At 36.9% G+C, this 23,804-nt stretch carries 10 protein-coding genes; 7 read left to right on the forward strand and 3 right to left on the reverse strand.

What is annotated here, in order from left to right; genetic code table 11:
• Positions 1-15: 15 nt before the first annotated feature.
• Entirely contained in the window at positions 16-2,469 is a 2,454-nt protein-coding gene (locus A8B35_RS03120; RefSeq protein WP_075601951.1) for a T9SS type A sorting domain-containing protein, read from the reverse strand.
• A gap of 452 nt (positions 2,470-2,921) precedes the next feature.
• On the opposite strand from A8B35_RS03120, the gene A8B35_RS03125 reads away from it, so the two are divergent.
• Together A8B35_RS03125 and A8B35_RS03130 are read left to right on the forward strand one after the other, a co-directional pair.
• Positions 2,922-4,379 carry a sulfatase family protein gene (locus tag A8B35_RS03125; protein ID WP_075601952.1) on the forward strand — a complete coding sequence of 486 codons (1,458 nt, stop codon included), beginning with the start codon at positions 2,922-2,924 and terminating at the stop codon, positions 4,377-4,379.
• An 82-nt stretch (positions 4,380-4,461) separates the two neighbouring features.
• Positions 4,462-6,273, forward strand: a complete 1,812-nt coding sequence (locus tag A8B35_RS03130; protein WP_083634287.1) for an alpha-1,3-galactosidase-related protein — start codon at positions 4,462-4,464, stop codon at positions 6,271-6,273.
• 394 nt (positions 6,274-6,667) lie between these two features.
• On the opposite strand, the gene A8B35_RS03135 is transcribed toward A8B35_RS03130, so the two are convergent.
• Entirely contained in the window at positions 6,668-7,975 is a 1,308-nt protein-coding gene (locus A8B35_RS03135) for a chitobiase/beta-hexosaminidase C-terminal domain-containing protein (protein ID WP_075601953.1), read from the reverse strand.
• Between the two features lie 925 nt (positions 7,976-8,900).
• On the opposite strand from A8B35_RS03135, the gene A8B35_RS03140 reads away from it, so the two are divergent.
• The gene (locus A8B35_RS03140) at positions 8,901-11,183 is read left to right on the forward strand and encodes a beta-galactosidase (RefSeq protein WP_075601954.1); all 2,283 of its coding nucleotides are present in this window, start codon (positions 8,901-8,903) and stop codon (positions 11,181-11,183) included.
• 70 nt (positions 11,184-11,253) lie between these two features.
• Here A8B35_RS03140 and A8B35_RS03145 read toward each other — a convergent pair whose 3' ends face one another.
• Positions 11,254-13,296: a T9SS type A sorting domain-containing protein gene (locus A8B35_RS03145; RefSeq protein WP_075601955.1), complete on the reverse strand. Its 2,043-nt coding sequence runs from the start codon at positions 13,294-13,296 to the stop codon at positions 11,254-11,256.
• A 177-nt stretch (positions 13,297-13,473) separates the two neighbouring features.
• Between A8B35_RS03145 and A8B35_RS03150 the strand changes: the two genes are divergently transcribed.
• From A8B35_RS03150 to galB, 4 genes are all read left to right on the forward strand, one after another.
• The gene (locus A8B35_RS03150) at positions 13,474-16,050 is read left to right on the forward strand and encodes a T9SS type A sorting domain-containing protein (protein ID WP_083634288.1); all 2,577 of its coding nucleotides are present in this window, start codon (positions 13,474-13,476) and stop codon (positions 16,048-16,050) included.
• Positions 16,051-16,300: 250 nt separating this feature from the next.
• Positions 16,301-19,096 carry an outer membrane protein assembly factor BamB family protein gene (locus A8B35_RS03155; RefSeq protein ID WP_075601957.1) on the forward strand — a complete coding sequence of 932 codons (2,796 nt, stop codon included), beginning with the start codon at positions 16,301-16,303 and terminating at the stop codon, positions 19,094-19,096.
• 241 nt (positions 19,097-19,337) lie between these two features.
• Positions 19,338-20,861: a sulfatase family protein gene (locus A8B35_RS03160; RefSeq protein ID WP_075601958.1), complete on the forward strand. Its 1,524-nt coding sequence runs from the start codon at positions 19,338-19,340 to the stop codon at positions 20,859-20,861.
• A gap of 192 nt (positions 20,862-21,053) precedes the next feature.
• A complete protein-coding gene (gene galB, locus A8B35_RS03165; protein ID WP_075602146.1) occupies positions 21,054-23,504 on the forward strand; it encodes a beta-galactosidase GalB in 2,451 nt (816 codons plus the stop codon).
• Positions 23,505-23,804 lie beyond the last annotated feature (300 nt).

The raw sequence follows: 23,804 nt of genomic DNA on the forward strand, positions 1-23,804 counted from the left end.
CGCATCTCTGTATTATTACTTCTTGATAAACTTAAAACGATAAGCCTCACCTTCGTTATCAATTTGTGCAAAATATAGTCCGGTGGCTAGTTGGCTCACATCTACTTGTAGCCCACCATTAGCATACTGGACTTGTTGGTTGATGCTTACTTTATTTCCTGACACAGAATAAATGTGAAGTGCTGAAGCATCAAAATTAACTAAGGCATTTTTTATGTATAAAACATCTGATACCGGGTTAGGGTAAACTACAGTATTATCTCTAATGATGGGATTAACCGCATTGTCAGTATCGTCGTCTTCATCAGGTATAATTTCACTTACCTCTTTGTAGTTAGGTATTGTTAAAGTAGCACCTGCATTTAAAACACGATCGCCACCTTCTAAGGCACCACAATCGGGTGTAGCCGAATTGGTATAGCCACTTAATTCAGTACCTGAGGCCTTAGCTGCAGAGCCTGCTTTTAAAGTGAAATCTCCATTGGCAGCATCTATAAAGTTATTGGCAGCATCGTCAGAATCAAAAAACTGGTTGGTTTCCGGATTAAAATGATAGCCCCACTCTGCGCAATGTTCTACATATTCGTTAAAATCATGAGTTGATAAACTAGATCCGGCTGGAGCTTCTTCCCATGTTATTTTTCCTCCTGTACTGGTTAGTGTTTGTCTGTTGTACGATATTTTATAGCCAGGACCATTCATAAATATATTATTCACAAAATGACCATCGTCTATCATTCCTGTGTTATCAGCTTCTGGTATCCCTAACTCTTCCCAATTGGCAATTTCAATATTCCATATACCAATATTCTCATCCACATTCCAAATAGTATTGTTGTAATAGTTTACCGGAAGGTGCATGGCATTGTAACGCGGACCTAAGTACAAAAACTCACCAACAGGTTCAATTTCAAAGTCGTGTTCTACCGTGTGTTTAATATTATAAACCAAGTTATGGTGCGCCGTGTAGTTTTCTACATCCTCCATATAAAAAGCCGTTGCTTTAACTCTTTTATAGTTAAAACTCGATACAGGAACGCCAACTACATCATGAACTTTGTTATAGGCAATTTCGCTATCTTTTAGGTTGATGGTTGCTATTTTACCAGTGCTGGTAGCTTCTATTGGTCCGGCATCTTCCCCTAGTTTCATTGAGCCGTAAAAGTCGCAATCCATAATATTAACTTGTGCATCACCTCCGTCAATTCGAATTTGGAATCTACAAGCATCGCCAAAAGTACAGTTGTTGATGTTGGTTTTATCGCTGGTATTAACATGAACGCCCGAAGTAAAAATACCTACCCATCCAAAATCTTCGATAATACAATTTTGGAAACTATTATTTTGTCCATCTTTTAACGAGAACATATTACCCCACGAATGTGCTACATGTAAATCTTTGAAAGTATTGTTTGAGCTATTTCTAAGATAAATTCCTTTCGGGTCACTATCGCCCTGGCCGTAACCTTTGGGAATCCAAAGCGGATGTACATAACGGATGCTACCATTTTCGATAGTTGCACCTGTTACATTTTGTATATCCATATTACCTGCTACAAAATTTAGCCCTTTAATACTTACGCCTGATGTATTATTTAGTACCAAAACCTTCTCTCTTACCTGAATTTCAATACGCGTATCATCAAAGGATTCAGCATTACTAGGTAAATAGTATAGCTCATCACCATCAGCAAACCATTCTCCAGGGTAGTCAATTAGGTTTTTATGCATCACAAAACCCCAACTAAATTTGTGCTTGGTATTGTCGAAGCCAGCTTCAATTTTCCAATCACCATTATTCATTGCCTTAAAAGAAACCGTATTGCCATTCTTATTTGTAATGTCTCCGTATACATATTGACGCATTTTTCCGGTTAAACCGCGAAAAATACCAGCACTTAAGTCCACATCTGGCAAAGTAGTATCTTCAAAAGTAGCATGACCTGTCGCATTTACTCCAGCATCTTTATAAACATTGCTCAATGGTGCATACCCACTTTTTATATTCATGGGGTCCATCATATCACCCGTTGTATTGTTAGGGTGTCTGGCCATCATTTGTTTATTACCATCGGCAAAAAGTTGAGTGTAGTCCGTTTCAATATTGAAACTAGAAATGTCGGCTACTTTAACACCTTCGTGCATGCCTGTAGCATCATCCCAACCTTCAACTACTTCTGCGCCTGTAACAAGTACGTAATCGTTCTCGAAGCTTTTAATGGCAAGGTTATTTTTATTAACCACCACTTTTTCTCGATATATTCCCTCATGTACCCAAATAATATCTCCGGCACTTGCGGAGTTAATGGCTTCTGTAATAGAATATATCTTACCAGCCTCTTCAATGGGTGTTGTTTCGCTCCAAGGAATTTCGGTGGAATAAACATGGAGGTCTTGTTGTGCTAAGCTGCTTACCGTAATACTTAAAGCTAGTATTAGAAAGCTGAAGTGAATTGTAGATTTTTGCATATGAGTTTAATTAAACCTTATTAAGCTAATTGATGGTTTGAGTTTTAAAACACTCAAATTATAACATCCAATATTAGCCAATACCGAATGAATATAACATGTATGAATAATAGCAATATGGTGGACGTTTTGTTATTGTTAGTTGTATAGTAATCGGATTTAAGTTGGTTTTAGCGCTTAACCTTGCAGTTGGAGTAATTTGTTAATGATTATGATAGCTGAAAATGTATAAAATATTGCTCAGTACAAATAATCACACAAATGGATACTTATGAGCACATGTTATAAAAATACTCTTCAGTACTCTGTATTTGTGTTTGAGTTATTTTACGCCAAAGTACATTACATGAACTCATGGGGATAGCTGAACCACATTCTTTTAGTTGTTTTGTTATTAGAAAAAAACGGATCTTAGAGTTTTAACAATAAACTCACTAATTAAAAGAATAAAAATGAAGCAAATAGCAATAAAGGTATTGAGTGTTCTTAGCGTAGTTTTGTTGGTTCAATGTGCACCTCAACCCAAAGCAAAAACAGATCAAGCAAACCAACCCAATGTGATCTTATTTGTATCGGATGATCATGGTAAAGATGCTTTGGGGTGTTATGGGAACGATATTATTCAAACGCCTAACCTTGATCAGTTGGCAAAGGATGGTGTAATGTTTAACCAAGCCTACTGTACTAGTGCTAGTTGTGCTGCCAGTCGTTCGGTTATTCTAACGGGTAAGTTTGGTCATGCCACAGGTTCGTACGGACATACGCACGATTACCACCACTTTAGTACTTTTGATACTGTAAAATCGCTTCCTGTTTTATTAGAAGCAAACGGATATTATACCGCTCGCATCGGGAAATACCATTTGGCACCCGAATCGGTATATCATTTTAATACTGTGCTTGAAGCTGATGAACGCAATACCGTTGAAATGGCTGATAAGTGTGTTGATGTGATCAATTCAGAAGCCCCATTCTTTTTATATTTCTGTACTAGCGATCCGCACCGTGGTAATCCGTTTAAGCCTGAGCGTTGGGATATGCCTAATAATTTTGGTAATAAACCAGAGGGCTATCCGGGTGTTGAGACTGTGGTTTACGATCCTAAGGATGTTTATGTGCCAGAGTATTTGCCAGACAATAAAGAAACCCGTGAAGAGATTGCACAATACTACCAAAGTATTTCTCGTATCGATCAAGGTTTTGGTAAGTTAATGACTTACTTAAAAGAATCGGGCAAAGCGGATAATACCATAGTAATATATATATCAGATAATGGAATGGCTTTCCCAGGTGCTAAAACCACAGTTTATGAGCCGGGTATTTGCTTGCCATGTATTGTAAAAGATCCAACGCAAGATGCCAAGGGAATTGTGAACAATACCATGATATCGTGGGCCGATTTAACACCAACGATTTTAGATATGGCAGGTGCTAAAACCAGCGAATCGTTCCATGGCAGATCGTTTAAAAACATATTAACAGATACTGAAGCTGAGGGTTGGAATGAGATTTATGCTTCACATACCTTTCATGAAATTACCATGTATTACCCGATGCGTGCCTACCGTAAAGGCAATTTCAAATTAATTTGGAATACTGCGTGGCGTTTAGAATACCCATTTGCATCTGATTTATGGGCATCATCAACATGGCAATCAATCTATCGTAATGATATTGAGTATTTCGGAAAACGTAAAGTAGAAGATTACCTATTTAGAGCTGAATTTGAGTTGTATAATTTAGATAACGATCCATTGGAATCTGTTAATCTAGCTGATAATAAAGAATATGCTTTAGTGCTAAAAGATATGCAAGAATCACTAAAAGCATTTCAACTTAAAACACGCGATCCTTGGGTTATTATGTGGGATCACGATAATTCTATGCAAGGAACTGGAGTTAACCTATAGTGAGCTCCTAAAAAAAAAGGTTGAGCTACCTAAGCTGAAGGTATATCAACAGATTATTGAAGAAATAGAAAATAACAGACAAATGAATAAATTGAAATTTTTAATAAGTGTGGCAGTAATGCTTACTGTATTTGGTTTTACATCGGTGATGGCTACCGAAGTAATTAATATCAAACATAGTACTAAGGATATGACTCCCATAGTGCGTGCAGCCATAGAAAATGCCAAAGAGAAGGATATTAAATTGGTTTTCGAAAAGGGAGATTACAAATTTATGCCCGATTATGCATTCAGTAAATATTGTTTTATCACCAATCATGAGAACGGTTACAAACGTATTATTTTTCCGTTTTTTGATTTTAACTCTGTTGAGGTAGAAGGTAACGGATCAGAGTTTATATTTCACGGACAAGTTGCACCATTTGTATTTGAAAACTGCAATAGCGTTAAAGCACAAAACTTCACCATCGATTGGGATATCCCTTTCCTTTTTCAAGGGGAAGTAATGGCTGTTAATCCCAAAGAGGGTTGGAGAGATATTAAGCCTGCTACAGAAGGTTTTTCTTGGAAGTTACAACGTGGTAGAGTTACTTTTCCGAATATAGATGAGTTTAAGTTTTCATCATTAGGAAGTAATTTAGAGTTTGAAAAAGATCCAAAACGAGTGGCACATGGTGCTTACGATTTTTCAAGCAGACCTAGTAAAGTAGAGAAACGCCCGAACGGAGTTCTTCGTATTTACGAGCATAAAAACCAATTTCCAACAGTTGGTAACATCGAGAATTTTAAAGGACCAAAAGGTGAAAATAGATATGCTCCAGCATTCCACTGTAGCTCAAGTAACAACATTCACTTCGACCACATAACAATTCACCATGCTTTAGGAATGGGCTTTTTGTTAGAGCGTTGTGATACCGGAACCATTTCTAATAGCGGAATTTATGTGCGCGAAGGTTCAGAGCGCGTGGTATCTATTATTGCAGATGCAACGCACTTTTGTAACTGTAAAGGACATATTCTGGTAGAGAATTGTCGTTTTGAGCAAATGCTCGATGACGGAACAAACGTACATGGTACCTATGTTGAGGTGAATAAAGTGATAGACGAGTATACGCTTCGTTACCAGTTAAAGCACTTTCAGCAGTATGGGTTTAAATTTGCTGATAAAGGAGATGAGATGTGGTTTATTCACACGCCTAGTCCTGCTAAAAAGGAAGTAGACACAGTAGCATCAGTAAAAATTATCAACGACCATTTTGCTGATATTACTTTCGAGAATAAATTACCTGCGAACCTTAAAAAAGGCGATATCCTTGAGAATAAAACTTGGAACCCAACCTTCACATTAAAGGGTTGTACCATTCAAAACCACCGTGCGCGTAACATAGTACTTAAAACGCCATTGAAAACGGTGATTGAGGATAACTATTTTTCATCAATGATGTCGGCCATTTTATTCCGTGGCGAAACATTCTATTGGTACGAGTCGGGAATTGTAGAAGATGTTACCATCCGCAACAACCACTTTGATTATGTGGCCTATAGTGGAAGCGAGCATGCTGTAATGTACATTACACCGCGTTTGGGTAAGGCATTTGATCAGACAGAGTGTTACGACAGAAATATTGTTTTTGAAGATAACATTATTGAAACATTTGATAACCGTATTGTGTGGGCCGATAGAGCTGAAGGCTTAATCATCCGTAGCAACACCATTAAAAAGAATGGAACACAAGAGCAATTATACCCTGATGCACCCTTGTTTCAGTTAGATAATTGTAAAGATGTGCAAATCATCAAAAACAAGTACGAAGGCGATTACAAAGAAGCTGTTAAAGCAGATGAGAAATCGGCCAAAACCCTTAAAGTAAAGGGCAATAAAGGATTTAAGTAGAATCAAATCATAGTATTACACATTTTGTACCCCAAGTGATTCTGTCGCTTGGGGTTTTTTGTTGCATACACCCTTCTTCAAGATTATATGATAAACGTTTTATCGTATCTAACTTATACTATTTTGAATGTTTTTGGCTTAGGCAATTAAAAAAAGATTAAGCTTATTCAGGGTAACATTTTTATTACTCGAAAAACAAATTAGCGTGGAGCTTGTTAAATTCGCTGAGATACTGCCTTTGACATCATCGGAAGAATCAGAAAGTAAATGGAAAATAGTATACGTTTAGGTATTGAGAAAAGATCATCGAAGCTCAGCTATGTTGGCGTGTGATGCTCTCGGCTAAGCAAATCGTCTAGCGGCAGCTCAACTTCTCTTCAGTTGTTAGAATATATCAATTTGTACTAAAAACAACTTTGTACGTTTTAACACTTCCATCAGAGAAAATTTCTTTTATAATGCAAACTTGATTAGGGATTAACTTTGTAATTCTTTTTCCATTCAAATCAAATATTTGTTTAGAGGATATATATATATCTGAATTTGTATTTAAGTATTCTATTTCTGAAGATAAAATAGAGACTGCAGCGATTGTTCCTTTCCCATCCCATATAAAAGGCTCTGTGTAGAGATTGCTCTCCATTGAAGGAATACTACCATCAGTTGTATAAAAAATATTTGAACTTTCATTTATTGAAATAATTTCAACATTTATTCCATCATAATTGATTTTGATACGTGGAAATTCATATGGTAATAAATCAGATATTTCTTTATAAACTAATATGCTATCTATGGAAACTTCTGAATTTGTATAACCACTCTTCATTGCGACTGCTTTTATAATTCTACTATAATCAACTTCAATAGGGCTTGAATATTTTGAACTTAATGAAGATGGTATTGAACCGTCTATTGTGTAAAATATATCAACATCTTTAATTAAGGATGTTATTTCAAATTGATTACCAGTAATTTTTATAATTGGGTTAGATAAAGTGCCAATTTTGTTAGTTAAGTCTAATTTATTTATTATTTCACTGGCTATCATTATCATACCCAGATCTCCAGGATGACTAGCTACACCCCATGAAGATATTGTTGCAACTTCTCCATTGCTATCTATGTAAGTATTACCTATTGCACTTTGATACTGTTTACGACTATATTGAGATATATCAACTAATTTACACCCTTCTGTTTCTAATATTGCTGTTTTGATAAGTGGCATATTTGTCGACATTTGATACCATCCGTAAACCCAAATTATTTCAGCTTTTGGACACTTTGTAGCAAACCAATTAATTAATTTTACAGCATCATCCTTCAATGTTTTTTTTCTTTCATCAGTATTGACATTATCTCCTAATTGAATTACAATAAGATCTTCATCACCTGTGATACGTTTTGACACTGTATTGTTTAAAAAACTTAATCTTGTTGTAGTATTCCCCGTTTCCCAAGTTGTGCCGCTAAACCTATTCATTGATAAGTCATTATTATTTATTACTAGGGACTGTTGTACCCAATAATAATAATCAGTATTAATATCTGTTGATGCCATTCCATGTGTTCCAAAACCAAGAGTCAAGGAATTACCTAATACAAAAACTTTCTTGTACGAATTAGATTCAACTTGAGAGAAGAGATGAGTTGCAATAAATAGATTAAATATTGTGATGGCTATTATAGTCTTTTTCATTTTATCTTGCCTTATTGTGGGTAACGATTCTGTATCTCATGTTTTGTGACGAGATATCTATATGGTTTCTTTACGGCCGTAAAAATACAAAAAAAATACTACTTATGATAATTTAAGAAGGCGCTTTCCTGATCGCTATATACTTAATTAAACTAAGTGGATATGTAAGTTATAATAACCTTGCTTTTGCCTAGTGTTATATGTAGTATAGTTTTATTATAACATAAAAAAACACGTCCTCTGTGTCTAGTATGAGAAGTTTTGTGCATGTAAATATTGGGCAACAATATTTTTTTATGCAAGCCAAATTAATCTTGGGAACAGGCACAATTTTTTATGCAAGCTCTATTTGAGCTCAGAGAAGGGATTATTTTTTTATGCAAGTCAAATTGGCGCTCAGAGGCGATCTGCTTTTTTTATGCAAGCTCTATTTGAGATCAGAGAGGGAATTATTTTTTTATGCAAGCCAAATTGGCGTTCAGAGGTGACCTGCTTTTTTTATGCAAGCTCTATTTGAGCTCAGAGGAGGGATTATTTTTTTATGCAAGTCAAATTGACGTTCAAAGGTGACCTGCTTTTTTTATGCAAGGGATTTGCCTGCTTTTATTCTGTTTTATATTTAGTTGTTTAGCGCCCTGATAGGAGTGGTAGCCCTTTGTGCTTTGGTTATAGTGAAGCTTAGCTAGCGGCTGCGACCATAGGAGCACACGCATGGCTTAGCTAAACTTAAACCAAAGCATAAAGGCTTTAACGGATAGCAGGACTAGCGCCATATAAATTTGTAAATTGTTGCAATGGTTTAAAATTGAAAAAAACAGCAAACAATTAATTTATAGACCCACTATATTTACTATTAGGTACGTTGAATAGGCGCGAAATGAAAACATTTGCTTCTGAAAAAAAATAATCATTTACACAACTATTTATGAATTATATGAAAGTAAGTCTGTTTTTGTTAATTGGGATTTTGGCCTTTGGTTTTACCACCTTAGCACAAAATTTAGAGCAAGATGCAAAACAAAAAATCACCAAACTTGAGAAGCTTATAAAGAAAGCCGAAAAGAAGAAAATTGATGTGCAGAAAGAAAAAATGACGGTGCGTACTGCCGAGCTTTTTCTGAAATATGCCAAGTGGGATGAGGCCCATCCTGAAGAAAATATTGAACTGTTTAAACAAACATCAATCTATGAAGATTCGGCAGCGCAGTGTGCTAAAATGATTCCTGATTTTGAGCGTAGTGAGGTAAATATTATGCTTGATGAGGCTACGGCTTATATTGAAAAATTAATTTCGGGTAAGGTAAAACGTACGCCTAGTCCGCTTGTTGATTGGAGCAAGGCGCATGTTGAGGGTGATCAGATTACTTTTAATAATCGTCCGGTGTTTCTGGCCGATTATACATGGAAGCCGCGTACTCCGGAGTTAATGGAATACCATGGTCAGCAAGATGGTTATTTTTTAATGCCTCCGCATGTTGTTAAGGCCGATGGAACCATTCAGCCACGTGTAATGAAAGAGCTGAATGCTAAGCCTGATGGACAATTGGGTTTTATTTTCTACAATCATAAAAACTCACCTAAGTGGGCGGCAAAAAAATATGGCGAAGGATTTGTAATGCGTGAGGATACGTATACGGCTTACGATATTGACAATCCGGGTGCCCGCGAAATGTATGGTTATATAATTGATGCTACCGTACCAATAATGAAAGGTAAAAAGTATACAGAGCTGGGTTATATGCTTTGTAACGAGCCTCATTTTTATACTACGCGTACCGATAAAAAATTAGATTGGGCAAGTGGACCTGTATCGGAGTATACTTTTGCAAAATTCAGAAAGTATTTGAGCGAGAAACATGCTTCTATTGAAGATTTAAATGCTTTGTGGGAAAGCAATTTTACGAGTTTTGATGATGTTACCATTGATATTCCTATCAATATTAAAAAGCAAGGTACTCCTATGTGGTTCGATTGGGTATCGTTTAACCAAGAGCGTGTTACCGATTGGTATGCGTGGATGAAGGGTAGAATTCAACAACACGACCCGAATGCTAAAGTGCACTTGAAAATTATGCCAAATCTTTGGACTGAGAATAAGCGTGGACATGGTATAAACCTTGAAGATTTAACCATGTTAAGTGGTATTATTGGTAATGATGCAGGGGCAGCTCATTCGCAAATGTGGGGTAAGCCAGGCGAGTGGATGGAGCATTATGCTTTTGAATGGAGAGAAATGGCGATGAGCTTTGATTTTATGAAATCGGTTAGCCCGAATAAAATATCGTATAATACCGAGGCGCACTACTTATCAACAGTTCGATCGCGCGATTTATACTTGCAGCCAGAATATGCAAGAGCTACGCAATGGTTAGCCACTACACAAGGTTTAGATGTGAGTCAGATTTGGTATTGGCCACGTAAAGAGGACGGTTCGGTAAGTGTGAAAGCAGGTAAGGGTTATGCGGGTTCAAACATGCAACAGCCACGCATTGTAAACGAAGTACACTCAACTGTTATTGACCTTAATTCTTTTTCTGAAGAGATAATGGCCATGCAACGTCAGGCTAAGCCAATACGTATATTCCAATCGGAAACTTCGGCCATAAATAATGGTAAATACATGGATAAAGTATTTAGTGTTTACGAAAGCCTGTTCTTTAATGGTGTGCCTTTAGGTTTTGCCACTGAAAAAATTATTAAAAATCAGGATAACAAATCGTGGGAGTGTATTTTAATTCAGAGTGCCGCAAGAGTTACTGAAGCCGAGATTGATGCTCTTCAGAGTTATATTGATAATGGTGGTGTGATTATTTCTGATTGGGCTAGTCTTAAATACAACCAGTATGGTCAGTTACATACTAAGAAATTAAAGGGGAAAGGCCGATTAATTAGAGTAAACTCAGTTAAAGAAATGGCAGATAAAGCCATGGATCTAGTTGAAGAAAAAGGTTTTGCACCTGAGGTTGCCATTACCGAAACTAACGAGCAGGGTATAAAAACCTGTACATGGAAGTGTGTGAAAAATGCCAAAGGAAATAATGTATTATCAATTATTAATGTTGGTAAAACGGATGCTACTTTAAATATTACATTGAAGAATGCTAAAAAAGGCACCAAGTGTTTTAATTTAATTGATGGTATTGATGCCAGCACCACGCCAACATTAAAGCCTAATGAGCTTTATTTTGTTGAGGTGTTAGATAAGTAATTCGTAAGGATAAATTATAGTTGATATAAGCGGGATGAAGTGATTCATCCCGCTTTTTTATTTCCTGAATTTATTTTTGGATGATCACTTTTTGCGTGTGCGATTGAAGATTAACAGTAATTTCTACTAAATAAACTCCTGCTTTATAATCAGAACAATTAATGCGCATGCTATTTGCATTTGATTTAGTGGAGAATATTTTTGTACCATTGGCTGTGTAAATAGTAATGTTAGAGTCGGGTTTTATTCCTTTAATTGTAAAGAAATCTTGATATACAGGGTTAGGGAATATGCTTACAAAAGATTCCGATTCATCAGCCGATTTAGTAGAGTTATTCTCTTCAAGAATGAACTCCGAAATTTTAATAGCCCTATCGGTAAGTTGGTTTTGACCCGTAATGGTTAGTTTAGCATACCTTCCTAATGTGGTATTAAAATGGTCTATATTTAAATTATCAGAGTTTGACCTACGATCAACAGTGAAATTGCTATCAGAAAAATCAGGGGTAGTAGAGAGTTCAACGGTGTAATTATATGATCGGTTTTCGTAAGGGATCAATTGCGAGGTGTTAAAGTATTTTTGCTCACCATAATCAATGATTACATTTTGTGGGAAGTATATGGCTTTCCATCCTGAATTAACTTTATCATTATCAAGAATCTTAAGTGATGGCGAATTTAACTCAGAATTACTTTCGCTATAAATTTGAGGATAGCTTTCTTCTATATCCTCGATAGGAATCGGAGTTTGAAAATTGTCTTCTGATTCATAGGGCATCTGATAAACATCGCCAAATTTATTAGTGTAATACAAGCACGATTTTGAAAAAGCCTTTGTATTTCCATCTGCCCAAAAGGCATAGAAATCAGGGTCGGTAAAAAAAGGTCGCCTTGCATAGGTGTGGTTACGAGCACTGCTGTTGGTTATGTCAAAAAACTTTGTCCAGGTAATCCCTTTGTCAAAACTCTCCCATATTGCCATTTCGCCGCCTGTTCCCCACTCTTGAGGGCCTACCTCCGTAGGGGCTACAATTCTATAGCTACCATCGTCTTCAATATATAAACTGCCCATATCATAGTTATGATAGGCTTTTGTAATTTCAGAATGTACCCAATCGGTGCCGTTCCATTGTGTAATTAACCATTTTCGGTCAGGATTTGAAGGACCTGAAATGTGTATTGGCGAGGTAATGTACAGTATCATCGGATAACCCTCTTCGTTATATCTAATGTCTTTTAAGTATACGTTTAAACCTAAAGCATTATAATCTTTAACAAGCGAAGAGTTGCTTACTGAGCTTAAGGGAATAGTTAGTGGATTATTATTGATATCAACCCATGTTTTACCCATGTCATATGATTCCATGTAGTATAAGTTAGTTCTATTATCAACATTTTTGTTTTTATGCCAATTGTAGAAAAAACCTATTTTATCATCCGTATTAGCTGATATTTGATAATGGCCATCAAAGTCAACTAATTTGGTATCAGCCGACCATGTATATCCATCATTACTTGTACGTATAAATAACTTTCGGCCACCAATGTAGTTAGTCAATAATAAAGCAAAACCTTTATCCTTTATAAATTTTGGTTGCGGATAATTAAATGAACTTTCGTCTATTTTAGTGAAGTTAGAGATATTATATGGCATATCACTTCGGTATATATAGCCGTTTCTATAAGAATACCTGCCGCTAATGAAAACCCAAATAAATCCATCCGAATCTATCTGAATAGTTGAGTTATCGTGCGCATCAGTGATTCCTAGTTTATTATGAACTACAGTTGGTTTTGCTAATAGTCCGGTTTTATGATCGAAGTAAGAAATCATAATGAGCAGATTAGATTCTGATTCTGCAGTTGTACCTGCATAGGTGAAGAAAGTTCTATCAGCCACCTCTGAGTATATAGCCAGTGGAATGTGCTTGGCAGTATAAGTTCCTAAACCACCCGAATATTTATCACCGTATGGTCCATACTGCCCCAGTGCATACCATAAACCTTTAAAGCCATTTGCCGTTTCTTGCGATTTAACATTGAAAGAGGAGAAAAAGTTAATGGATAGGAGGAGGTAGAAATAGAGTGTGCGATTAGTTAAAAGTTTAATCATAATTGAGGTTTAAAATGAGGGGAGCAAAACTAACCCTAATTATATTAAATACATAAAGAGTCGTACTGATTTATTTTAATTGGAACGTAATTTTTACGAGTAAGTATACACAATAAACTAATGAGTATAAATGCATGTAAGGCATCCTATATATTTGACACAAACTAAATTATAGTCATGCAAAAAACTACACATCACAAAACACTTTTAATTCTATTTATGGTATTGCCTTTTACTATGGCTGCTCAAACACTTACCGAGCAAATACAAAGTAAAATTCAAGAATTACAAACTCTAATTACGCAAGGAGAATCCAAAGGCTTGGATATGCACAAAGAGAAACTAGCCATTCGAACTTCAGAGGTTTTTCTTTTTTATTCCGATTGGGACGAAGCGAATGTGGCGATTAATAAAAACATGTTTGAGCTTGTTGCTGCATACCAAGATAATGCCCAGCAAATGGCCGATGATTTGCCAGATTGGGAGCGAGGCGATATTATAAAACTGTTAGATAACGGAATAGCTTATGCTGAGGATTTAATAAATGGCGAAGTCACACGCAAAGAATTTGTCGATTTCGATTGGTCAACAGCCGAACACAATGGCGATGAAATAAACTACAATGGGCAACCTGTATTTTTATCGGATTACACCTGGAAGCTAGCAACAGCAGGCGAGCACAATTTGCGCGACTACTATGGTCAGTTAGATGGCTTCTTCATTTCACCAGCACATGTTGAAGATGAGGAAGGAACCATTAAAAAATGGATTTTAAACGATCTTACAAGCAAAGAGAGTGGTACTTTAGGTTTTAATTTTATCAACCATAAAAATGTGCCTCAATGGGCAGTTGATAAATATGGCGATGATTTTAATCTGGGTAAGGATGTTCGTTATACCGAATACGATATTGATAACCCGGGTGCCAAAGAAATGATGGGAATGTTATTTGACGGAACAGTTCCTTACATGGCTGGGCAAAAATACTCCGAGTTGGGTTACTTACTGTGTAACGAACCTCATTTTTATACTACTAAAACTGGCGATAAATACGATTGGGCTAGTTCTACAGTTACGCAGTATACCATAGATAAGTTCAGAACATGGTTGAGTAATAAACATGCTAGTATTGCCGATTTAAATGCATTATGGGGGAGTAGTTTTACTAGTTTTAATGATGTTACAATTGAGATTCCTATTGATAATTCGGAACAAGGAACTGCGAAGTGGTTCGATTGGGTAAGTTTTAACCAATACCGTGTTACCGATTGGTATACTTGGATGAAGAACGAAATTCGCAAAAGCGATGCCGATGCCAAGGTGCATATTAAAATTATGCCAAATCTTTGGAGCGAGAACAAACGTGGGCACGGCATAAACTTGGAACAATTAACTGAGTTGAGCGAGTTTTGCGGTAACGATGCAGGTGCTGCTTACAACCAAATGTGGGGTTCAACACCTGAGTGGCAAGAGCATTATGCTTTTGAGTGGCGCGAAATGAGTATGAGTTATGATTTTATGAAATCCGTCAGTCCCGAGAAGGGAGTAATTAATTCAGAATCGCACTACTTATCAACCGTTAAATCGCGCGATTTATATATGAACCCGATGTATGCACGAGCATGCTATTGGTTGGCTTACACGCAAGGGTTAACAGTAAGTCAAACTTGGTTTTGGTGTCGCCGCGAGGATGGATCGCCCAAATCAGAAACTGAAAAAGGTTATGGCGGATCTAACAATCAGCAGCCGAGAGTTACCAACGAACTAGAATCAACCGTACTCGATTTAAATAGTTATGGTGAAGAGGTTATGGCCTATCAACGCCAGCGTAAACCACTTCGTATTTTTCATTCAGAAACATCGGCCTTAAATAAACCGGCTCATATGGATGATGTTTTTGAGTTGTATGAGGATATGGTTTTTGAAGGTGTACCCATCGGTTTTGCTACAGAAAACATCATCACCAAGCAAAATAATAGTTTGTGGGATGCTATTTTAGTGTACAAAACGGAGTTTGTTAAACAATCGGAATTCGATGCTCTACAAAGCTATCTGAATAATGGAGGTACGGTTATTATTGATGAGGTATCCTTTAAAAAGGATGAGTATAAACGAGATTTGGCATCGAGCTTAAGTAGCGGATTGGGTAAACTTATTTACAAAAGTACAGTAGAGGCCATACATACTGCTGCCATGGATCAGCTAGATGCGGATAGTAAGCCAGAAATTACTGTAGAGGAGACCAATACTGGCGGGCATAAAGGATGTATATGGAAGGTCATTAAAAACGATGCCGGAAACAATTTACTTTCTGTTGTAAATGTGGGTAAAAGCAACGCTGAACTAAACATTACGCTAAAAAATGCTTCAGTCGGAACAGCTTGTAAAGATGCACTCAGTGGGGTTTATGTTTCGCATAATCCTACGCTTGAGCCTTACGAAGTATTTTTTGTGGAGGTAATGGATGAGGAAGATCTCACAACTATTGGAGATGGTGTAAGAGGAAAAGGAGAAACTAAGGTATCGCTTCATCCTAATCCAACTTCAGGACAGTTTTATTTAGAATTCTCAGATATGCAGCGCAATACCTCTGTGTGTATTTACAATATGAGTGGATCACTTATCGAAAGTAAAAACTACACTTCTGTAAATCAAATTACCTACAGTTTGCCAAGTTATCTCGCACACGGAAATTACATTGTAAAAGTGAACAATGGCAATTGGGTAAAAAGTTTTAAGTTATTGAAGAAGTAATCTCTTAGGTACTGTGTTATCGCGTTGCAAAATGCGATTTCAAGGTATGTTCCACAATAATGTACTTTGTAGTCAAATACAGAACTGAGTAATCCTATTGCTTAAAACGGAAGAGCTAGTCGAATACCTATACTCATCCGTAATTTTACTCGGGAGTAAATGCTATAAACGCTTAGGATATTAATTATTAACTTAAAGTATAACCTTTGCTTTAAATAAGGAATAATGTTATCAACATAAATTTATAACGATGAAGAAGCTTGTGTTTTTAGCTGTTATATTAATGCTAAGTGCAATAAATACCTTTGCCATAAAAAGCATTACAACAGACTATACCATTACAAAAGTAAGAATTGCCAACAGTGGCAATAAAGAGTTTATTGTAGCCAGTGCTTACGATGGGCAAGTACTTGCCTACGATTATAAAGGCAAAATGCTATGGGAAAATGAGCTTTCGGGTTATATGAATCACGAGCTTTGGGCCGAAGATATTACAGGCGATGGTAAAGATGAAGTTTTTGCCGCTAATGCCGATGGAAACTTGTATTGTTTAGATGCCAAAGGAAAGGTATTGTGGCAATTTAAAAACTCAGAAACACCTATGTACGCCATTGCAGTGGTGCATAAAGAGGGTACACCTTATGTGGTTTGTGGAGATTATTCAAATTCTATTTTCTATTTAGATGTTAAAGGGAAAAAAATAAAGGAAGTTAAGTCATCAACATACTCAAAAGAGAAAACCTTTGGCGATGTTACTGAAATTAAGATGCCGCCAAAAAACACGCATATTGCAAACTTTTTACGCAAGGTTAAATTGGCCGATGGTTCAGAGAAATTGGCTGTTTTAGGTACCAACAACAGTATGCAAACTACAGGTAGCTTGTATATGTTCGATGTATTGGCAGATAAACCCTACAGTACAAAAAAGATAAAGTCAAAAAAAGCTCAAGGTTACATGGAGCCATATGATGTTAGCGGAGATGGAAATCAAGAGTTGATATTGGGTCCTTCTAGTATGATTCAAGATGCCGGTTATACAGTTTATAATACGGTTGATAACACGCAAAAATACTTCAACTTTAAACCTTTACATAAGCAATTCGATCGTTTTGGCTACCGTGTGGTTCAAACAGCAGCAGTTAAGTTAGGTGGAGAAACTAAGTTTTTATCACTTTTTGGAACACGCATCATTCTTATGGATACAAACATGAAACCTGGCAGTGCAGAGGTACTATCTAGTAAATGTTCGTATAACGATATGTGGTATAATGCCAATAGCAATCAATTAGTATTGGCTAGTGCGCAGAGTGGTGGTAATGGAATTCACATTATCGATTTAAACTCAAAGTCATGGAAGAATGAATACAAGAAACTTGTTCCAGCCGGTAATGTACAAGCTATGCTTGATAATCATGCAACGGCGCGTAAGCAATTAAGTAAATATAAAAAGCCAAGTAGTGAACGTGATCCACTACCCGTTTACATGCTATCTGATAGTAAATTTGATGGAGCAGAAAAAATAGTGGCTGATATCAAGAAAAATTATGAATCACCCATCTTTTTAAATTATTACTTTTCGCCATTTGCTCAAGATCCTAAGGATTGGAATCGCGAGCAATTAGGGAATGCCAAATATGTTGAGAAACGCGATAAGCGCAAAAAGTACACAAAAACACAAGAAGAACTGGTTTCACAGATTACTAAAAAATATGATGGAATGCCAGGTATTGCTATGTGGGGAGGGCACGGAAACGATCCTTACTTCTATAGTTTAGAAACGCTAAAGGAGATTATTGATGCTGCCCATGGTAAAAAGACAGTGTTTATTTTCCCTGAGTTAGAGAAGCACGATGAGGATTTTAAATGGGTATTAAATAACCATATCTATCCGCTTGCTGAGTATGCACAAGGTAGAAATACAAATATTTATATCAGAACAAAGCACACTTTTTGGCAGGGACCGGCATATATGCCACAATGGAACAGAATGCTATCTGGTGAGTTTGCCGATGTATTTGTACCAAGTATGGAAGAAACCACCGATAAAAGTATGGAGCTGAGCGTTGCAGCGCGTATGGGATATTGGATGAGTGGTGCTGTTGACTCTTGGGGAGCTCGTTGTGCGCGTGATAATACTAGTTTTGATCGTATGCGTCAGCACTCACATCAAGATATTCCCAACCACTTCCTGCGTCAGATGGTATATAATGTGGCCAGCGGATCTCGTTACCTGAACAATTTTGTAGTTGATCAAGAATATATGAGTTTGTTTTGGGAACTAATCGCCAAAGGTGTTTTATATGTACCTGAGCGTAACGAATTATTGAGTTTATCGCCAGTACATTTAGGTATGTTACCGCCCGATGAACATATGCTTGAAGAAGGACATAATGTAAAATGGCTTACCTTTTACGATGAAAAAAAGGAGAAAGCCAATCCAATGGTGTTTAGTCATCTGAATGGATCATGGCCCGGAGCTCCTGTTACAGAGTGGGATTTCTCTAACTATGCAGCAGGGGTTAAAGATCGCCGATTAAACTTTTTACCAAACTACAAAAATGGTATGGTATTAATGACGCCGGTGCAAGAAGGTAAGTTTGCCATGAAAGATGCAAAACGCGAAGCTTTAGTAAATCAGTTACACCCAATTTATAAGAATATTACCAAGGAGTACATTACCGATGGTGCCAAATATTATTCTGCCGATGGTTCTAAGACTTATTCTGCCAACGAATATTATAAAGTTATTCAGAAGGATATTGAAGAGGGTGCACAAAAATTACCGTTAACAGTTGAAGGTGATGTAGCATGGGTAGTTGCTCAAACAGGTCCTAAAAACTTGCGATTAACGATAATTGATGGTGGTTATATAAACCCTAAGGATAGAGAAGCAAAAATCACTTTTAATACAGTAAAGCCAGTTAAAATGGTTGATTTGTTAGATGGAAAATCTTTTAAAGTTTCTAATCCGAGCAATGTAACTGTAGATGTTCCATGCGGGTTATTTCGTTTTATTGATATCGAATTAAGTGAAGAATTAAAATAACAATTTGTAATAAATCCCTAATAAATATGCGAATGCGCAATGTCTTTTTTTAGGCATTGCGCATTTTTTATTGCATTCGTAAAGCCTTCTGAATTTCAATTATATTAGGCTAATAAGCTAGTTTTAACCTCCACTCGAACAGTAAAGAACATTAATTGTACCCTTGTGTACTCCTTGGTTTTCTGAATCACTTACCTTAGCCTTAGTGAAAATCCAATTATTGATAAACAATATAAACAGCATGAAGTGTACATTTTTAAGAGTAGCCATTGTGTTACTCGTAAGCAGTTTTTCATTTGCATCGAGCACAGCTCAAAACCGTAAACCCAATATCCTATGGATTATTGCCGAAGATTTAAATCCGAATATGGGTTGCTATGGCGATACCATTAACATTGGTCATACACCTGTTATCGACAAGATGGCAAGTGATGGTGTATTGTTTAAAAGAGCCTACGCAACGGCACCAGTTTGTTCTGCTAGCCGTTCTGCATTTATTACGGGTAAATATTCAACAACCATAGGTACACACGAGCATCGTTCAAGCAGATATACTGATGGTGAAATTGTGCCAGAAGAATTAAGAATTCATTTGCCAGATTATATCACTACTGTACCTGAGTTAATGCGCGAAGCGGGTTACTTTACTTTTAATGGTGGAAAAGACGATTACAATTTTGACTACGACCGCCGTGCTTTATACACAGTTGGCACTAAGCCCGATTACAAGCATCATATGAATGGCTGGCAAGGAAATCACCCTGAGCATTTTTTATCGTGGACAGAAGATGTATGGTCGGCACGTAAGGACAAAGACCAACCTTGGTTCGGACAAGTTCAGATTATGGGAGGTAAAAAAGATTACAAATATGTACGCGATGGCGAGCGTTTAGCTCCTAATGCGGTTCCTCTTCCTCCGTATTACCCAAATATTCCATCTCAGCAAAAACCATGGACAGATCATTATAATGCATCACGTGGATCTGATGCCAGAATAGAATTGATTTTAAATCAGCTTGAGGCTGATGGCGAATTAGAAAATACAATTGTATTCTTCTTTTCTGATCATGGTAGTCCAACATCATTGCGTCATAAGCAGTTTTGTTACGAAGGCGGTTTACACGTGCCTCTAATGGTATTTGGTAACCATCCTTCAATTAAAGCAGGAACAGTTATCGACGATATGGTTACTTTAATTGATGTTTCGGCAACCACTCTTGGTTTAGCAGGACTAGAAGTGCCAAAATATTTCGATGGACAGGATGTATTTGCCAAAGATTACAAAGCTGCTAAGGAAGTATTTGGAGCACGCGACCGTTGCGATTTTACCATCGATAGAATTAGAACCGTACGTACTGAAAAATACCGTTATATCCGTAACCTAAAAAATGAGCGCACCATGATGCAACCTAGCTATCGCGATGGAAAATCTATTGTTGAAGGATTGAGAGCAGAGCATGAAGCGGGCCGTTTAACACAATACCAAGAGCAACATTGGTTTCATGAAAGACCAGTAGAAGAATTATATGATATTGCAGCTGATCCTAATCAAATGGATAATTTGGCATTAAATCCAGAATATCAAAGTGTACTTAAAAAGCATCGTAAAATGATGGATAAATGGATTAAATCTACCGACGATAAAGGTCAGTATCCTGAAGATCCAAATCAACTAAAAGCTACTTACGAACTTTGGAAAGATCGTAAACAATTTAAAGGTGCCGATGTAAACGAAGAGTACCACCAATTTATGGGCGAGGACTAATCAAATTGTGCGCCTCATTTAATTGGCCTCTTTTTAAAAGAGATTTTTACAAATAAGAAAGGTTTTTAAAAAGCAGCCTTGAATTTCTTTGCTTTCGTTTCTTGTTTCAAGACAAGAAATGAAATCGGGTTTGGGCGAAGCGCCAATAAACCAGGCTATTATTCAATGGAATACAGATTACAATCATACAAAATGAAAAAATTAATATTATCACTTATCGCTATTACGCTTGTACTATCTAGTGCATCAGCTCGCGATATTAAAAAATTTAATGCCAATTGGAAGTTTGCACGCTTTGGTGCAATGCCTGATGGATCAGTAAAGGCAGAACCCAAAAATATGGATGAAGCCGATTACGACGATTCTGATTGGCGTCAATTAAACCTGCCGCACGATTGGGGTATTGAAGGGCCTTTCCGTTACGATTTACCTAACCGTACAGGTAAATTACCTTGGGCTGGGATTGGTTGGTACCGTAAATCATTTATGGTGGATGCCGCAGCAGCTGATAAACGAACGTTTATTGAGTTCGACGGCTCTATGTCTGGAACCCAAGTATGGGTTAATGGCGGATATGTTGGCGAGTGGCCTTATGGTTATTCTTCTTTTCAATTGGAGCTTACACATTACCTAAAACCAGGCGAAGAAAATACCATTGCTGTTCGTTTGGATAATAAGGAAGAATCATCGCGTTGGTATCCTGGTGGTGGAATCTACCGTAACGTAAAATTAATTACAACTGAGAAAACTTATATCGAGCATTGGGGTGTATTTGTTACTACTCCAGAAGTAAATGCTGCCAATGCAACAGTTAATATTAAAACAGAAGTAAACGGAAAAGGTAATAATTTACAATTGGCTTACGAGGTTTTTGATGGTGACAATAAAGTGGCCAGTGCAAAAGTAAAAGCAGATAGCGATTGTAACATTACATTGGCAAATCCTACTTTATGGGATTTAGATAATCCGCATTTATATACTTTAAAAACCACTCTTTTAGAGGATGGAAAAGTAATTGACAATAACGAAAGTACTTTTGGTGTTAGAACCATCAAATATACCAAAGATGGTTTCTTTTTAAACGGAAAGAAAACTAAGATGAATGGTGTTTGTCAGCACCACGATTTAGGACCATTGGGAGCTGCTATTAATGTGCGAGCCATGGAGCGCCAAATTGAAATTTTAAAAGAATTTGGAACCAATGCCATTCGTACAGCACATAACCCACCGGCACCAGAGTTTTTAGATTTGTGTGATAGAATGGGTGTAATGGTGCAAGTTGAGGCCTTTGATGTATGGCAAAAGAAGAAAGCAGATAACGATTATGCGCATCTTTTTGGAGCTTGGCACGAGCGTGATTTACGCAATATGGTACGCCGCGATCGTAATCACCCTTGTGTGGTGATGTGGAGTACAGGTAACGAAATGATTGAACTTCAAAAAATACAAGATGCACCATTAGCATTGCATTTGCGTGATATTGTTTTATCAGAAGATGATACACGCCCAACTAGTTTTGGTTTAAGCCGTCCTGAAGCGCTTTTCAGCGGATGGGCTAAAATGGCCGATGTGGTTGGTATAAATTACAAACCACATGCATATGCTGAGTTAAGAGAGAAGTATCCTGACTTACCTATATATGCAAGTGAAACTACATCGAGCATTAGCTCGCGTGGCGAATATTTCTTCCCTGTTTCAGATGTTCAACGCGAGGGTGTAGGCGGTCAGTTTCATGTAAGTGATTATGGATTATATGCATCGCCAAACGGCTATCCTGCCGATAAAGAGTTTCAAGCACAAGATGAGCACGATTTTATAATTGGTGAGTTTGTTTGGACTGGCTTTGATTATATTGGAGAGCCAACTCCATTTAATAAAGATAAAACCAACCTTTTAAATTATGCCGATCCAAAGGAGCGTGCACGTGTTAAAGAGGAAATGAAGAAGTTGGGGAACAAAATTCCTCCACGTAGTTCCTATTTTGGTATTGTTGATTTGTGTGGATTCCCAAAGGACAGATACTATTTGTACCAAGCCAAATGGCGTCCAGAATTACCGATGGCGCATATTTTACCACATTGGAATTGGGAAGGTCGCGAAGGCGAAGTAACACCTGTTTTTGTGTATACCTCTGGCGATGAGGCCGAGTTATTCTTAAACGGAAAATCATTAGGTCGTAAAAAGAAAGCGCAGTATGAGTACCGTATGCGTTGGAATGATGTTACCTATCAACCTGGTGAGTTAAAAGTGGTTTCATATAAAAATGGAAAAGAGTGGGCTACAGATGTAGTTAAAACTACGGGAGTAGCTGCTAAAATTGCATTAGAGGCTGACAGAGCTACCATTGATGCCGATGGTGAAGATGTATCATTTATTACCGTTAAAGTCTGCGATAAAAAAGGATTAATGGTTCCAAAAACACATAATAATATTAAGTTTTCTATTAGCGGACCTGCTGAGATATTAGCTGTAGGTAATGGCGACCCAACAAGTTTTGAGCCTTATCAAGCTTCAGAGCGAAAAGTTTTTAATGGTATGGCTTTGGTAATTGTTCGTTCTAAAAAAGGCGAAATGGGTAAAGTAAAACTTACTGCTGAATCTGAAGGTTTAAAAGCGACTTCGATATCGTTAAAAACAGAATAATCTTTAGAATTTTACAATAACTTGATAGTATATTAAGTTATATATAATGAGTTAATAATTTGTTGATGCTGATTTCAAAGGGGGTTTCTGGTAACGGATATCCCCTTTGTTTTGTATAAAGTTGTTATTACTAATGTGAAATTCTGTGTGCAAAGTCAATTCAATTATGCCCTATATAATGTAAATCGCGAATAAAAAGCTAAGCCAATACCTTCCTCGTTAAAACTAATATGAAGCGATTAGTTCGTAGTCTCCTGAATAAATATGTTAAATCAAAAACTAGCCACGTTTTATAATTGC

Source organism: Saccharicrinis aurantiacus (assembly GCF_001660705.2).
Taxonomy (GTDB): domain Bacteria; phylum Bacteroidota; class Bacteroidia; order Bacteroidales; family Marinilabiliaceae; genus Saccharicrinis; species Saccharicrinis aurantiacus.